Here is a 13,092-nt window from a genome sequence, read left to right on the forward strand (position 1 = left end):
AAAATTTAATATTTCTTTAATGGGATTCTTACCTCCGCCCGGTAGTATCCGGGCATGCGATCCAATCCAAAACCGAATCCAATCTCACCCGCTCGGATTCCGGGAAGAAGAATCTTTAAAGTCGCCGTAGTTACGGAAACTTATTTCCCGGAAATCAACGGAGTTGCAAAAACTCTTCATAGAATGGTAAACGATCTCGTGGATCGTGGACACGATATTCTATTGTTTCGTCCTAGACAAGGACTGAAGGATTCCGTAAACGATCGAAGAGGTTATCGGGAAGTTCTGATGGCGGGTTGCAGAATTCCTATGTATTCAGATATGCGTTTCGGATTTCCCGCAAAGCGGATATTAAAGCGACATTTTAAAAAAGAAAGACCGGACATCGTTCACGTAGTCACCGAAGGTCCGTTAGGTTGGTCCGCGGTGCGCGCCGCAAGAGACTTGGGAATCCCGGTAGTCAGCGATTTTAGAACGAACTTTCATTCTTACACGGAATACTACAAGGTCGGTTTCGCCGGAAAAGTTGTAGGAAATTATTTAAAACGACTTCACAATCGGACCGCGATCACTCTTACGCCGTCTCAAGACTTGGTGGAAAATCTTTTCAAACAAGGATACGATAACGTAAGAGTTGTATCTCGAGGAATCGATACGGATTTATTTCATCCTTCCAAAAGAGATCTTTCTTTAAGAAAAGAATGGGGAGTGAACAAGGATCAACTCGTTGTTTTGTATGTGGGAAGAATCGCCGCTGAAAAAAACATCGAACTGAGCATCCAAGCGTTTCGTAAAATTCAGGAATCGAATCCGAGCGCAAAGATGGTTCTCGTCGGCGAGGGTCCTCTAAAAGATACTTTGGAAAATAAGAATCCAGATCTTATCTTTTGCGGTTTAAAAAGGGGAGAAGAATTAGCCAGACACTACGCTTCCGGAGATTTGTTTTTGTTTCCGAGCATGACGGAAACTTTCGGAAACGTCGTTCTTGAAGCGATGGCGAGCGGACTCGGTTTGATCGCTTACAAATATGCGGCGGCCAATTCATATCTGGAACACGGAGTTTCCGCGTTTCTTCCCGGGTTCGGAAAAAAACAGGAATTCATAGACATGACTTGTTTTCTTTCCAACAACGCGGTTCTTAGAAAAAAAATCGCCGCAAAAGCGAGAAAAAAAGCGATGGATTGCACTTGGGAAAAAGTCGCACAATCCTTGGAAAATATATATTCTGAATATTCAATTTCTATGGATTACTTGGAAGAACAGGCGAACGAGAAGATCAATTTCCTGAGAATCGTGGAATCAAGAAGTCAAATCGAGAGGGCTTTTTAGAATTTCATTCAGAATATCCCTGGACGTTACGATTCCGGCGATTTCGTTTCTCCGGTTCATAACGGGAAGACAGGAAATTTTATAACGAAGCATAAGCTCGGTCGCATAACGTAAACTTTGATCTTCGTGTGCGGTAATCAAAAAGGAACTCATGATTTGAGAAGCCGTTTTATTCATAATCTGAGAATCCTGAATTCTTTCCATTCTCGTTCCCGTAAAAGGACTGATCGTCTTTAAATAATCCCGATCCGATATGACTCCTATAAGTTTTTTTTGATCGTCGACCACCAAAAGATGATGGAATTCGAATTTTTGAAAAATCATTCCAATCCGTGAAACCGAATCCTTTACGTTGGTCGTAAAGATCCGAGTCGTCATGACTTCCTTGAGAAGTTTGTCTAAGTCCATTCTTCCGAGACTCGAACGAGAAAAAAGGTCGGAAAGAATATTTCAAAAACCCGTTCTATCCTGAGTAATAAAAGGTAAAAAAATTTCAGGGAAATTCTTTTTTTTCTTGTACTTTATCGAATTTTCCTATGATGACCGAGTAATTCCAGGGCAAGGAGAAGGTTGCCTATGAATTTAATTTCGAATTGTTTCTTAAACAAGAAAGACGTTTTTAGAAAGGAAGAATCTCGTCAGAAACATATCAGCTCCTTAAGAATCTCGAGCTTTCAAGTCAAAGTTCGAAAACAAAGGAACAGCCGGTTTCGTGGACGAGAAAAGAAAACGGTTTAATTTTTTTAATCCGATTTCGTTCCGATCTGGTATAATCTTTTACTCTTAAAAAGGAAACTATTATGCCGGAATTGACCGTTATCAGTCTTTACGTTATGGCGATTCTTTATATAATCGCCGGAATACTTCACTTCGTTATTCCTAGATTCTATCTAAGAATCATGCCTCCTTACATTCCCTACCCTAAGTTCGTCGTTTCTATCAGCGGCTTGATCGAAATAGCCTTGGGCGCTTTATTGCTTCTTCCCGATACGAGACAACTCGGCGCTTGGGGAGTGATTCTTCTTTTGATCGCGGTGTTCCCGGCAAATCTTTATCACTATCAATCCAGAAGAAAGACCGACCCACCGAAGTGGGCCCTACTTCTGCGACTTCCAACACAACTGTTGTTGATCTACTGGGCCTATACCTTTACCTAATATTCGATTTATAGAATATTCTCGGAAATGAATCAGTTGGCGTATTTTTTCAATTCTTCCATTCCGGGAAGATTGCTCAGATCGGGTACGATCACGATTTCGATTCTTCTGTTGGCCGCTCGGTTTTCAGGCGATGTATTAGGAACTGCGGGTCTGGAAGCTCCCATGCTCGCGGCGCTAATTCTTACCTCGGGCATTCCCGCTTTTACCATCGTATGTAGGACGTTGAGGGCTCTTGAGGAAGCCAATTCCCAGTTCGTATAACCTTTGATGCCGGTCGGGGTGTCGTCGGTATGCCCCTCGATTTGGAAACGTTTTCCCTCGAGAGACGCGAGTAAGGTTGTGACCTCCCGGATGGCCGTAGTTCCGACCGGGGATAAGAATGCGGAGCCTACTGGAAAGAGGATGTCGGATGAAAGCACGACCACCATTCTCCCGTCTATGATTTTGATTTTAAGCTTACCTGCGTCGATCAAAGAACGAAAAGTCGCCATCAAACCCTTGTATTCCTGAATTCTTTGCTCGGATTCTTCCTGAATTCGTTTTAATTCGTCCAAAGATCTGGAAAGACCTTCTTTTTCCCCGAGAATTCTCTGATTGTCCTGTTTCGATTCTTCATAGGCTTTTAATAATGAATCGTATTTCGAATTGGAAACGCAGTTAATTAGGGTCAAAAGGATAAAAACGAATATAGTTTTTAATTTCATGAAATTCCGCCGAATTGGTATCTTCTTTATTTGTCGGCGATCCGGAAAAAAACAAAAGGGGTAGATGAATGAATAAAAAAATCTTTTCATCTAGTTCACACTCGACTACACTACGTAGGAAGAGAATCCAATGAACGGAAAGATTTCCAAATTAGACAGAATTTTTAGTTTAGCGTTGTTTTTAGGGGTGTTTTGCTTTTTGAATCCCGTTGCTCCGCAGGATAGAACACCTGCTGGTACGTCGGTGGTCGGAAGACCGGCAGATGAAAGGAGAGAACTCAGAGCCTACCTAGAGGAAGTAAGAAGAAATCTTCGTGATTCCGGATACAACGTTGAGAAAAAGCATCAATTCAATGGCGCTGTTTTTAAAGGGAACTCAGTTATTTATAAAATTCATCTCCCTTCTATCCAAGAAGAAGGAACTCAAAAATACAAATTGGGAATCGGCTTGGCTCACGATGACAATGCCCATTCTTTCCTTGTCCAGATTTATAGAAGTGATAAGAAAGATAAGAAGATTGCTCCGATTTTTTCCGCGTATGCAGATCCAGTCTTCTTTTACGAGTTCGATTATACGAGTTCGGGCAATCATTTCTTAGTGGAAATCACTTTAGAAGATTCTACATTAAATGTTGCGAATTTTGAACTTTTATTCAGCACTTTAGTAAGTTATCAAGCAAACGAAAATAAAAAAGACAATAAGGGTCAATATAATCCAAATCAGAATAATCCGGGATTTGGACCTTATCCTTCTATCATTCCTAACGAGACTAGAAATTATTTTGAGGTTTTTAAAAAAGAATTTTGACGTTTGAATGATAGAATATTAAGATATTTGAAAAAAAAGTTTTAGGGCCACTAAACAAATATAGGTCCATAAAACCGGAGTTACCAAGCAAGTGTTAAGAAAAGACGGAAGTCCTCTATATCCCTTAAATAGAGAATACAAAAACTCCCGTGAAAGAATTTTAGAAGGTGCGGCTATTGCGTTTTCTAGAAAAGGCTTTCACGGAACATCACTAAGAGAAATCAGCAAAGAGTGCGGTTTAGAACAACCAAGTATTTATCACCACTTTCATTCTAAAGAAAATCTTTTTAGAAAAGCTCTGATTGCAACCCACCTACTCATTCTTAACGAGATAAGAAGAAGAGTTGTTCGAGATCAAGGTCTTCACATTGAAGTGATTTCCATCTTTAAGGCAGTAGCCGAAACTGCAAAAGAGTATCCCGACAAAGCAAGATTGCCTTTCAGTTTGATTTACTCGGCTCCAGTGAATCTTCAAAACGAATATACTGAAAGATACGGTAGTCAATACAGAAAACTTCTCGAGGTCGCTTTCGATAGAACCGAAAGAATTGAACGAAAAAACGAAAAACTTTCTCTATGTGTGGACCTTTTACATAGTTTGGTTCTCGCTTGTTCCGTTGACGCTTTGTATTTGGATCGGGTTCACGGTTTGGAAGAGAGAGTCAGACTGATCTTGGATCTTTAGTGGTCGGAACTACGTGTCGAACAACCACTAAAATTTTTCTAAAAAATATCAAAACACCCTTCTCCCTTGACGACTTCAAGAACCGTTTAGGGCATGGGTGAAATAAAGAAAAATTCAAAAAAAATCGTACACAATCGAAACTTAAAGTCAGGAAAAGATAAGATTCGATTTACTGCCGATTTTTATGTACCAATAGAGCTCTATTCTTACGTAATCAAAAGAATCAAAAAGGAAAAGAATTTAACATTTTATCTAAAGAGACTCCTAAAAGATCAAAAGCTGAAAATTCTTAGAAATCAAGCACCTCATAACAAAGAACGAACCTCTTATCAACTGAAGTTTCAAGGACTGATTCGACTTTCGTTTAGACCGAACGAGAACGATTGGGCCGAATTGAGATCGCTCGCTCGTTATTTAGGAACATCGATGTGTAAGGCTTTTGTCCTATTAATGGATTTAGAAAAACAGCAACTCCCAAACAAAGAATCATCAAAGAATGGCCTTTTTAAAACGAAATTCAGGATAACAAGCCTCTTGCAAAAATTTTCTCGAGAAAAGAGTTATATTATGTTTGAGTTGATATTGGATTCTTAATGAAATAAAATGAGAATAAATCGGAAATATCTTGATAAATAACGGTTTTGTCTTTTAAAATAAAAGTTCTCACTAAATTAGCAAACAATTCATAGATACGTCTAAAGAAATAGAAATCGCCATGACTTTAAAAGATGCAAAACCGGAACTGATAAAACTATATTCTTCTATTGGAAAAATTATCACATCTTCTCTTGAACAACAAGAGGTTCTCGATGCGGTTATGGAAGAAGTGCGTTTATTTTTCAGTCCGGAAAATTGGAGTTTGATGCGATATGACGAGAGTTCGGGAGAATTATTCTTTCTAATCGCAGAAGGTCTTGAACTGGATCGAATTAAAAATATCCGCTTAAAGTCCGGCGAAGGAATTGCAGGTTCTGTCGTTCAAACTAAATCTGCTGTCTTCGTTGAAAATGCAAGGAACGATCCGAGATTCTCCAGAAAGGTCGATGATAGAACTGGGTTCGAAACCAAAACGATCATTGCAGTTCCAATGATGTTTAGAAGTCAAGTCCACGGAGTGATCGAGTTAGTGAACCGATTCGACGGTTCGTCTTTTTCTCCGGAAGACTTGGTGATTCTTCAAACGATTGCAGACTTTACTGCGATTTCTTTGGTTAATTCGAATCAATATGAAGAAACTAAGGTTCTCGCTTTTCGAGACGCATTGACCGGTGTTTTTAATCGTAACAAACTGAATCATTTAAAGGAAGAATGGTCCGGTAGAAGAATGGAAGATCATCTTGCGCTAGTTGCTCTTTTGGATCTAAACGATTTTAAGGTAATCAACGATACTTATGGTCACAAAACCGGAGATCAGGTTCTTTGCCATTTTGCTAATATTCTTCGTTACGTTATCCGCGGTACTGATAAAATTTTTAGAATCGGTGGTGATGAATTTTTGGTTCTTGTCCAACATGAGAATAAAGATAAGATCATTCAGACGCAAAATCGGTTTCATGAAGCAATGACGATTCTTTTGAAAAAGTGTAAAGAGAATAACCCGCCATTTCATTTCACTTGGGGAATGTCGGTCGGTTCTATTCAGAAATTAGATGAATTGATTCACGAAGCGGATCTTTCTATGTATGCTTCGAAGGAATGAGGTTTTTTATTGTAGCGTTTTGGGTCGGAACTCCGAACAAAAATCAGGGTATATCTCCGAAATATTCGATTTCTCGATTTAAACGAACACCGCTTTTCTGAAAAACCTTATCCAAAACCATTTCGACTAAATAATTTACGTCAGAGGCAGTCGCAGTTCCGACATTTACTATAAAGTTACAATGTTCAGGAGAAATCTGCGCCCCACCTTTTACAAATCCCCTTAAACCTACTTGATCAATCAGTTCCCACGCTTTGATTTCTTTGCCGTCTTCACTGAAAATTTTAGGATTTTTAAAAACGGAACCGGCACTCTTCTTGTTTTCAGGTTGTGAAGAATTTCTTCGATCGCGTTTATCTTTTAAGGAAACTTCAATGTCTTCCAAATTTCCTTCTTTGAGAAGAATCTCAACGCCCAAAATAATGGAATCTTTTTCACTTAAAAATTCCGTAAACCGATACCCATGTTTAATCTCAGCAGGCTTACGAGTTAAAACTTCCCCATCTCGCAAGAATTCTACGGTTTGAATTAAATCGAATAATTCTCCTCCATAACAACCTGCATTTTGAATTACGGCCCCACCCGTCCAACCTGGAATCGTACTCAAAAATTCAGCGCCTGTATATCCCAATTGAGAGATTTGGCGGAAGGTAGGAGTTGTATTCGTTGCAGAACCGATTCGAAATTTTCCTCCGCCCAAAGATTCGAATTCCTTAAAACCTCCTGACAAACGAAGGGTTACAAAATTATCTGGGTGATCCGAAATGAGTAAATTCGAGCCACCTCCAAGAATTTTCCAAGGAATTTCGGATTTAGAAAAGAGGGAAAGAACTTCCAACACCTGTTCAGAGTTTTCAGGTTCTATTACAACGGGACAAACGCCGCCGATTTTAAAGGATGAGAGAATTCCTAGCCGTACTTCCGACCTAAAAGGTATTCGAGAAGATTCTAAACTTTGTTTTAAGCCCGAAATCTGCGAATTTGAAAGCGCCAGAGACATATTTTAATACTTAAAAGAACCTCCCCTATTCTCTTCCACAAGAAAAAGAACTCAAGGAAATTCCAAGAATGGTTCGATGCTAAAAGAAGAGGTGATTTATGTTTTTTCTTTTATTAGAATCCATTTATCTCGACTTTGCTTCCGGGAGAACCGACTGGGAAACCTACTGCGAATCGGTTATTCTTCTTGCCCAGGATCAAGAAAAGTTAGCCGGATTCGTATAAATTCGAGAGGTAATGGACCTCTTCGATTTCAATAGGTCTTTTCAGCCGTACTTCCGACCAAAACTAAAACTTCGCAACCGACTTCGAAGTCTCCGTTTTCAAAAACTCTACGATCTTCGTGGAAATCAATTCTTTAGAAAAGGGACCGATTTCTGTCGCTTTACCGGAAGAGGAAAAAATAGAAACGGTCGTATTCACTTCGCCGAATCCTTTTTCATTTTTGCCGACGTAATTACCGACGATATAATCTAGATTCTTGCTCTTCAGTTTTCCACGAGCATATTCTTCCAAAGAATCGGTCTCAGCCGCAAAACCAACCAAACAACAACCGACAATATTCTCCTGAGCGATTTTAGAACTTACTGTTTTCAGTATATCCGGGTTTTTGATCAGCTCCAAAAGAATGGTTTCGCTACCGTCTTCTTTCTTAATTTTGGACTCTTTACTTTTCGCTGGTCGGAAGTCCGCCGGAGCCGCGGCCATAATCAAAATCGTTTCCGGCCCGATCTCACCGATCACGGCATCGCATAAATCGGAAGTGGTTTCAACGGAAATTCTCCGTGAGCCCTTCGGCTTTTTATAATCTTCTAATACTTGACCGTGAATATAAACGACATCGGAAATCCATTTCGCGATTTCTTCCGCGATATGAAAACCCATCTTACCGGAAGAGGCATTTGATATATATCGAACCGGATCGATCCATTCTCTCGTAGGACCCGATGTGATGATTGCTTTGGAAAATCCCACTCTCGTTTCTCTTTAATTAAGAATTTCTTTTATACACATCCAAGATCAACTTTTGGATGACGGAGATTTCGGCTAACTTCCCGTAACCTTCGTCGCCGCAAACAACCACACCTTCCGAAGGATCGGCGAGAATCACACCGTCTTCCGCCAAACGTTTTAGGTTTCTTTGAACCGCGGGATGAGCATACATAAAAGGATTCATCGCAGGAGCGACGATCACAGGACAATTCGCCGCAAGATACGTGGAGGTTACAAGATCGTCCGCAATTCCGTTGGCCATCTTACCGATGATATTTGCGGTTGCCGGAACTACGGCGATCACGGACGCGGAATTCTTCGCATCGATATGCGCCATTCCTTGTTCATATTCATCGATGCGAACTTTTTTACCGGTCATCGCTTCGAAAGTAATCGAACCGACAAACTCGGTCGCGTGTGCGGTCATGATCACGCTGACCGGATAACCTTCTTTCGTGAGATTTCTTACAAGTTCGCAGGCTTTATAAGCCGCTATACTTCCCGAAACCGCGATGAGTATTTCTTTTCCAGTGTTGGACATGGACGTTTCCGGTTTTTATTTCTTAGACTGAGCTTTATTGCTTAAGTTGACTCGCGTAAAACGTACGGAAAGAATTTTATTCCCTTCCATCTTTTCAACGGTAAGAGTTCCGGTTTGCAAAGAAATCGTAGAACCTTCTTCCGGCATATCCTCCAAACGACCGAGAATAAAACCCGCGATCGTACGAATGTCCTTGATCTCTTCGTCTTGAACACCCACAAGAATTTCCTTCAGCTCGTCGAGTTCCGCTTCTCCGTCGATCGTAAAACTATCCGAATGCTGAGCCGGAAACGGATCGGTTTCATGATCGTCGGTTTCGTCGCGGATCTGTCCGAAAATTTCCTCGATGATATCTTCCAAGGTCAAAAGACCCGAAACACCGCCGTATTCGTCGATGACGATCGCCATGTGTTGTTTATTCTCGCGAAGTTTCTGCATCACCTTCTCGATCGAAAGACCTTCGGGAACAAAAATCGGAGGTTGCATGATCGCGGTGACTTTTTCCTTACGACCCTTTTTGGAATTGGACAACCAAGTCAAATACGTCTGAACGTGAATGATTCCTATGATCTTATCGGTGTTTCCTTCGTAGATCGGATATCTTGAAAAATGATGTTCCGCAATGATCGAAATCAAAGAATCCATCGTCGTGTCGTGCGGAATTCCGATGATACTCAGACGATGAGTCATCACGTCTTTTGCTTGGTGTTCGGAGAACTGAAACGTATTTTGGATGATCTGAAATTCTTCCTGATCGATCTTACCTTGTTTATTCTGTTCTTCGATGATGATCATCAATTCTTCGGGAGAATGCATCATTCTACTTTTGTTCGCCTGAATTCCCATAAGTTTCAACAGAAAGGAAGTCAGTTCGTTTAAGAAGAACGTGATCGGATAAAACATATAATAAAAAAAGAATAAAGGAATGCTGATAAAAAGAGCGATCGTTTCCGTATTCTGAATCGCAATCGTCTTAGGAAGAAGTTCTCCCAAAAGAATATGCAAAAACGTAATGATCGTAAACGAAACGGTGATCGCCAAACCGTGAATTGTCGCTTCGCTCGTGGAATATCCGAGCATTTCCAAAAGAAACGTAAGCCACCTGGAGACGTAACCTTCTCCGACCCAACCTAATAAAAGACTGGCGACCGTAATTCCGACCTGACAAACGGACAACATGTCGTTCAGTTTTTGAGCGGCCCGTTTTGTGACGAGGGCGAGAGGTTTATTCTCCTTAATCAATTCTTCCAAACGAGACGGACGAATCGAAACCAAAGCGAATTCCGCAGACACGAAAAATCCGTTGGCAAATATAAGTAGGACTATGATGAAAAAGCCGATTAGTTCCATTTTGGGAGGATAGAGATCAGATTGAATCTAAGATTGCGTAAGTTTAGAAAGTACCCGTTTTCTGGGTTTAAAGAGCGGAATTCGGTTATCGTTGGAATGTAGAACTGACTACCTTCGGGGTCCATGTGACTTTACTGGATAGAGTCTTTGAATTAGCGAAAAATGTCGATCGTTTAAAAGAAAAAAACCCTAGATTTTATAGAACCGATGTTTTGAAAAAACGATCCTTCTTCGTTCATTCTATATGTTTTCGAATTCGAATCCCTCGAAAAGAGGATTCAGGTTCGTTCGTTTCTTGGGAAAGTCTTTCCAAAAGGTTTATGTCCGATTCTGAATTTAAGTCCAAAGACTTGATGTAGTACATTCTATGAACGCCCGAATTGATCCAAAAAGAAACCCAATCCAAAAAGTCTTCGGACCTTCCCTTCCAACCGTTTCCGCTTAAGGAATCTCTCGTAAAAATCAATCGTTGTGGAGTGTTTCTAAAATCGTAACGTCTATGTAATCTTGAAAAACGAATCTGATCCTCGCCGCAGGTCCAAGAATATTCGTTTAAACTTCCGGGAGAATTGTCCTCCACCTTCAAATTCCAAACCATCATCGAATGAGTTCCGGTAAGTAATTTATTTCCTTCGAAATACGCGGAACCTACTTTTTCGAAATTGGATCGGTTTAGGTTGTCCGTACTTTTACAGTCGCCCACGTAGATTCTTTCGGATTTAACATTGTCTTCTTTTCTGCTGAACTTAGTGAATAAACGAAAGTCGATATCCGGAAATTCCTTCTTCAGATAATCGAAGGATTCCATTCCGGAAACGTTGAGATAAATCTGAACGCTGTCGCGCTTATACAAAGATTCTATCAAAGATTTTAATACGACTTGAACCGTAAAAGACGAAGCCGACTCGGAAGGAATTTCCTTCAGTTCTATTTCCTGAGAATCTCCGGCCTTCCAAAAGATATACGTTCTTTTATCGCGCACAAAAACGCTCAACACGGGTATATGCGATTTTTTGATTTCTTGATTTCGGAACGGATCGAGTTCCTCCAGAAGTCGTGTAACTTCCGTTTTGCGAATCTCCGAACGACTCGAACTCAGATGTTCTTTCGGTCCCGGATAAAAACCGCGAAAGGAAGAGATTCTTCTGCTCGTATCGATCATGGAAACGAGAGTGTTCGGATACGCGGTATTCCCCATCACTTCCTTTTGTTCCAAACGCGATAAGAATCCTAACAGTTCGGTATTGTGTCCGTGAAGAATGTAGTAGTTGATCGCCGCATCCGTAAACTCGCGGATTCCGTATACGACCGGAAGATAATTCTTCAATTGAAGAAGCATATCGTCCGGTCTTCTGTGGATCGTAATCGCGACCGCTTGATCCAACGCGCCTTTCACCGTTTTTAAATTTCTGGATTCTTTATGAGAATAAAATAATCCAGTCAAACGAATCCATTCTTCCGTATAAACCGGATCCGCAGACTTTAAAATTCCGTAAGCTTTCGTAAATTCTATGATCGCTTTTCTTAAATCGTTTTTCTTATAATGAATGAATCCGTTGAGCAAAGTGGACGCATATTCAACCCGTTTCCAACCCTTGCTTTGCGCTAAGAATGTGATTTCGGTCGCCATCTTTCCGGCGACTTCCGGTTCGTCGTTCATGAGAATTTGTATAATACGAAGTCGAGTAAACAAATCGTCTTCGGTTAAATTCTTCGGAGTGGAAACGGACTTCAGAGCGTCCACCGCTTTGAAGGAATTTTTAGATCTCCAGATCGCCATCGAAATCAAATCTCTCGCGCTGTTGATGGAGATCGGTTCTCCTAAAAACGGATTTAAGATCGTGGACGACCATTCTAAAAAATCCAAATTTAAATAATAATCCAGGGATTTCTTATATTCCTGATTGAGATAGGCAATGGTGCCTAACTTTAGATAAAGATGATTCTTATAGGAGGTTCTTAGATCGGGATGATACTTGAGAATATAATCCAAAACTTTTTCGGCGGATGTAAGATCTCCTCCGATCAGATAATAGTAAGCGAGTTTCTCGTATGAATAACCGATGATTCTTCCGCTTAAATTTTCGGATATGATGAGAATTTTCTGAAAGTGAACCGCTTCTCTGGAAAGTCCGAGTTCCGCGAGTTGATCCGCGATATTAAAGATAAAATTACTTAAGAAAGGAATGTATTTGAGTTCCGGATCTTCTAAAAAAGGCGCGAGGGTTCGGTTTAAATTCAGATATTCTCTTTCGTGCGACTTCGCCTCAACGGAAAAGTCGGAAAGATATTTTTTAAGACGCAGAGTTTTACAAAGAGAATAATAAATGGTCTTTCTAGAACACTTCAGATTTTCCGGGGATTTTTTTTCGAACACCGCCTGATCGAAACCTTCGGCGAGTTCTTTGAGATACGGAGATTTTTCGTTTTTGTAAAACTGAATCAGAGATGCACGCGAGGAATCCTTGGAATTAAAATTCAATTCTTTTAATATTCTTAAGAAGATTCCTCCCAAAACGAGTTCGGGATCGCCTTCCGAAGCCAACTTGAGCAAAACTTCGTAACGACGTAAGTCTTTGTTGAGAATGAAATATTCCCCCGCGAAAAAAAGATAATCAGTTTTTTCTAATAGAGTTAGGTTGGAAGGAAATGAATTGATTTCGTCCTTGGATTGAAAAACGGTTCTTCCGTTTAAATTAAAGGAAAAACCCTCCGAACTTTTAGCCCATCCGAACTCTTGTTTCGCCTGAGCCGTAATCGAATGAAAAGATACGAGACTCAGTATAAGGCAAAGACGGAATTTAAAGGAAAGAAGCTTCAAGGT

Annotated in this window: 14 protein-coding genes; 7 read left to right on the forward strand and 7 right to left on the reverse strand. The window is 40.5% G+C overall.

Annotated features, from left to right (window positions below):
• The first annotated feature begins 54 nt into the window (after positions 1-54).
• Positions 55-1,329, forward strand: a complete 1,275-nt coding sequence (locus CH367_RS12210) for a glycosyltransferase family 4 protein (protein WP_100762796.1) — start codon at positions 55-57, stop codon at positions 1,327-1,329.
• On the opposite strand, the gene CH367_RS12215 is transcribed toward CH367_RS12210, so the two are convergent.
• Complete coding sequence (locus tag CH367_RS12215; protein ID WP_100762797.1) at positions 1,300-1,737, reverse strand: CBS domain-containing protein; 438 nt, start codon at positions 1,735-1,737, stop codon at positions 1,300-1,302. The genes CH367_RS12210 and CH367_RS12215 overlap by 30 nt on opposite strands.
• A 392-nt stretch (positions 1,738-2,129) precedes the next feature.
• Here CH367_RS12215 and CH367_RS12220 point away from each other — a divergent pair, with 392 nt between their 5' ends.
• A complete protein-coding gene (locus CH367_RS12220) occupies positions 2,130-2,486 on the forward strand; it encodes a DoxX family protein (RefSeq protein ID WP_100762798.1) in 357 nt (118 codons plus the stop codon).
• 32 nt (positions 2,487-2,518) lie between these two features.
• Here the strand turns inward: CH367_RS12220 and CH367_RS12225 are convergent, their stop codons facing one another.
• Positions 2,519-3,193 carry an OmpA/MotB family protein gene (locus tag CH367_RS12225; RefSeq protein WP_100762799.1) on the reverse strand — a complete coding sequence of 225 codons (675 nt, stop codon included), beginning with the start codon at positions 3,191-3,193 and terminating at the stop codon, positions 2,519-2,521.
• A 130-nt stretch (positions 3,194-3,323) separates the two neighbouring features.
• Here CH367_RS12225 and CH367_RS12230 point away from each other — a divergent pair, with 130 nt between their 5' ends.
• The 4 genes from CH367_RS12230 to CH367_RS12245 all read left to right on the forward strand — a co-directional run bounded on the left by CH367_RS12230 (position 3,324) and on the right by CH367_RS12245 (position 6,385).
• Positions 3,324-4,001: a hypothetical protein gene (locus CH367_RS12230; RefSeq protein WP_100762800.1), complete on the forward strand. Its 678-nt coding sequence runs from the start codon at positions 3,324-3,326 to the stop codon at positions 3,999-4,001.
• Positions 4,002-4,092: 91 nt separating this feature from the next.
• Positions 4,093-4,686: a TetR/AcrR family transcriptional regulator gene (locus tag CH367_RS12235; protein ID WP_100762801.1), complete on the forward strand. Its 594-nt coding sequence runs from the start codon at positions 4,093-4,095 to the stop codon at positions 4,684-4,686.
• A gap of 93 nt (positions 4,687-4,779) precedes the next feature.
• On the forward strand, positions 4,780-5,280 hold the full coding sequence (locus CH367_RS21165) for a DUF1564 family protein (RefSeq protein ID WP_100762802.1): 501 nt from the start codon (positions 4,780-4,782) through the stop codon (positions 5,278-5,280).
• A 121-nt stretch (positions 5,281-5,401) separates the two neighbouring features.
• Positions 5,402-6,385, forward strand: coding sequence for a sensor domain-containing diguanylate cyclase (locus CH367_RS12245; protein WP_100762803.1), 984 nt, complete (start codon positions 5,402-5,404; stop codon positions 6,383-6,385).
• Positions 6,386-6,428: 43 nt separating this feature from the next.
• Here the strand turns inward: CH367_RS12245 and murB are convergent, their stop codons facing one another.
• On the reverse strand, positions 6,429-7,385 hold the full coding sequence (gene murB, locus CH367_RS12250) for a UDP-N-acetylmuramate dehydrogenase (RefSeq protein WP_100762804.1): 957 nt from the start codon (positions 7,383-7,385) through the stop codon (positions 6,429-6,431).
• Positions 7,386-7,483: 98 nt separating this feature from the next.
• Here murB and CH367_RS21065 point away from each other — a divergent pair, with 98 nt between their 5' ends.
• Positions 7,484-7,609 carry a hypothetical protein gene (locus CH367_RS21065; RefSeq protein ID WP_000465702.1) on the forward strand — a complete coding sequence of 42 codons (126 nt, stop codon included), beginning with the start codon at positions 7,484-7,486 and terminating at the stop codon, positions 7,607-7,609.
• Between the two features lie 63 nt (positions 7,610-7,672).
• On the opposite strand, the gene CH367_RS12255 is transcribed toward CH367_RS21065, so the two are convergent.
• The 4 genes from CH367_RS12255 to CH367_RS12270 all read right to left on the reverse strand — a co-directional run bounded on the left by CH367_RS12255 (position 7,673) and on the right by CH367_RS12270 (position 13,089).
• Positions 7,673-8,359: a phosphopantothenoylcysteine decarboxylase domain-containing protein gene (locus CH367_RS12255; protein WP_100762805.1), complete on the reverse strand. Its 687-nt coding sequence runs from the start codon at positions 8,357-8,359 to the stop codon at positions 7,673-7,675.
• Between the two features lie 16 nt (positions 8,360-8,375).
• Entirely contained in the window at positions 8,376-8,918 is a 543-nt protein-coding gene (locus CH367_RS12260) for a phosphopantothenoylcysteine decarboxylase (RefSeq protein WP_100762806.1), read from the reverse strand.
• A gap of 15 nt (positions 8,919-8,933) precedes the next feature.
• Positions 8,934-10,268 carry a hemolysin family protein gene (locus CH367_RS12265; protein ID WP_100762807.1) on the reverse strand — a complete coding sequence of 445 codons (1,335 nt, stop codon included), beginning with the start codon at positions 10,266-10,268 and terminating at the stop codon, positions 8,934-8,936.
• Positions 10,269-10,503: 235 nt separating this feature from the next.
• Positions 10,504-13,089 carry a tetratricopeptide repeat protein gene (locus tag CH367_RS12270; RefSeq protein ID WP_100762808.1) on the reverse strand — a complete coding sequence of 862 codons (2,586 nt, stop codon included), beginning with the start codon at positions 13,087-13,089 and terminating at the stop codon, positions 10,504-10,506.
• Positions 13,090-13,092 lie beyond the last annotated feature (3 nt).

Source organism: Leptospira barantonii (assembly GCF_002811925.1).
In the GTDB taxonomy this organism is placed as follows: Bacteria; Spirochaetota; Leptospiria; order Leptospirales; family Leptospiraceae; genus Leptospira; species Leptospira barantonii.

What these genes read in the sequence shown, in the direction of transcription:
- CH367_RS21065 (WP_000465702.1), top strand. Translation starts at nt 7,484, where the DNA reads ATGTTTTTTCTTTTATTAGAATCCATTTATCTCGACTTTGCTTCCGGG.
- CH367_RS12260 (WP_100762806.1), bottom strand. Translation starts at nt 8,918, where the DNA reads ATGTCCAACACTGGAAAAGAAATACTCATCGCGGTTTCGGGAAGTATA.
- CH367_RS12245 (WP_100762803.1), top strand. Translation starts at nt 5,402, where the DNA reads ATGACTTTAAAAGATGCAAAACCGGAACTGATAAAACTATATTCTTCT.
- CH367_RS12210 (WP_100762796.1), top strand. Translation starts at nt 55, where the DNA reads ATGCGATCCAATCCAAAACCGAATCCAATCTCACCCGCTCGGATTCCG.
- CH367_RS12225 (WP_100762799.1), bottom strand. Translation starts at nt 3,193, where the DNA reads ATGAAATTAAAAACTATATTCGTTTTTATCCTTTTGACCCTAATTAAC.
- CH367_RS12230 (WP_100762800.1), top strand. Translation starts at nt 3,324, where the DNA reads ATGAACGGAAAGATTTCCAAATTAGACAGAATTTTTAGTTTAGCGTTG.
- CH367_RS12220 (WP_100762798.1), top strand. Translation starts at nt 2,130, where the DNA reads ATGCCGGAATTGACCGTTATCAGTCTTTACGTTATGGCGATTCTTTAT.
- CH367_RS12265 (WP_100762807.1), bottom strand. Translation starts at nt 10,268, where the DNA reads ATGGAACTAATCGGCTTTTTCATCATAGTCCTACTTATATTTGCCAAC.
- CH367_RS12215 (WP_100762797.1), bottom strand. Translation starts at nt 1,737, where the DNA reads ATGGACTTAGACAAACTTCTCAAGGAAGTCATGACGACTCGGATCTTT.
- CH367_RS21165 (WP_100762802.1), top strand. Translation starts at nt 4,780, where the DNA reads ATGGGTGAAATAAAGAAAAATTCAAAAAAAATCGTACACAATCGAAAC.
- murB (WP_100762804.1), bottom strand. Translation starts at nt 7,385, where the DNA reads ATGTCTCTGGCGCTTTCAAATTCGCAGATTTCGGGCTTAAAACAAAGT.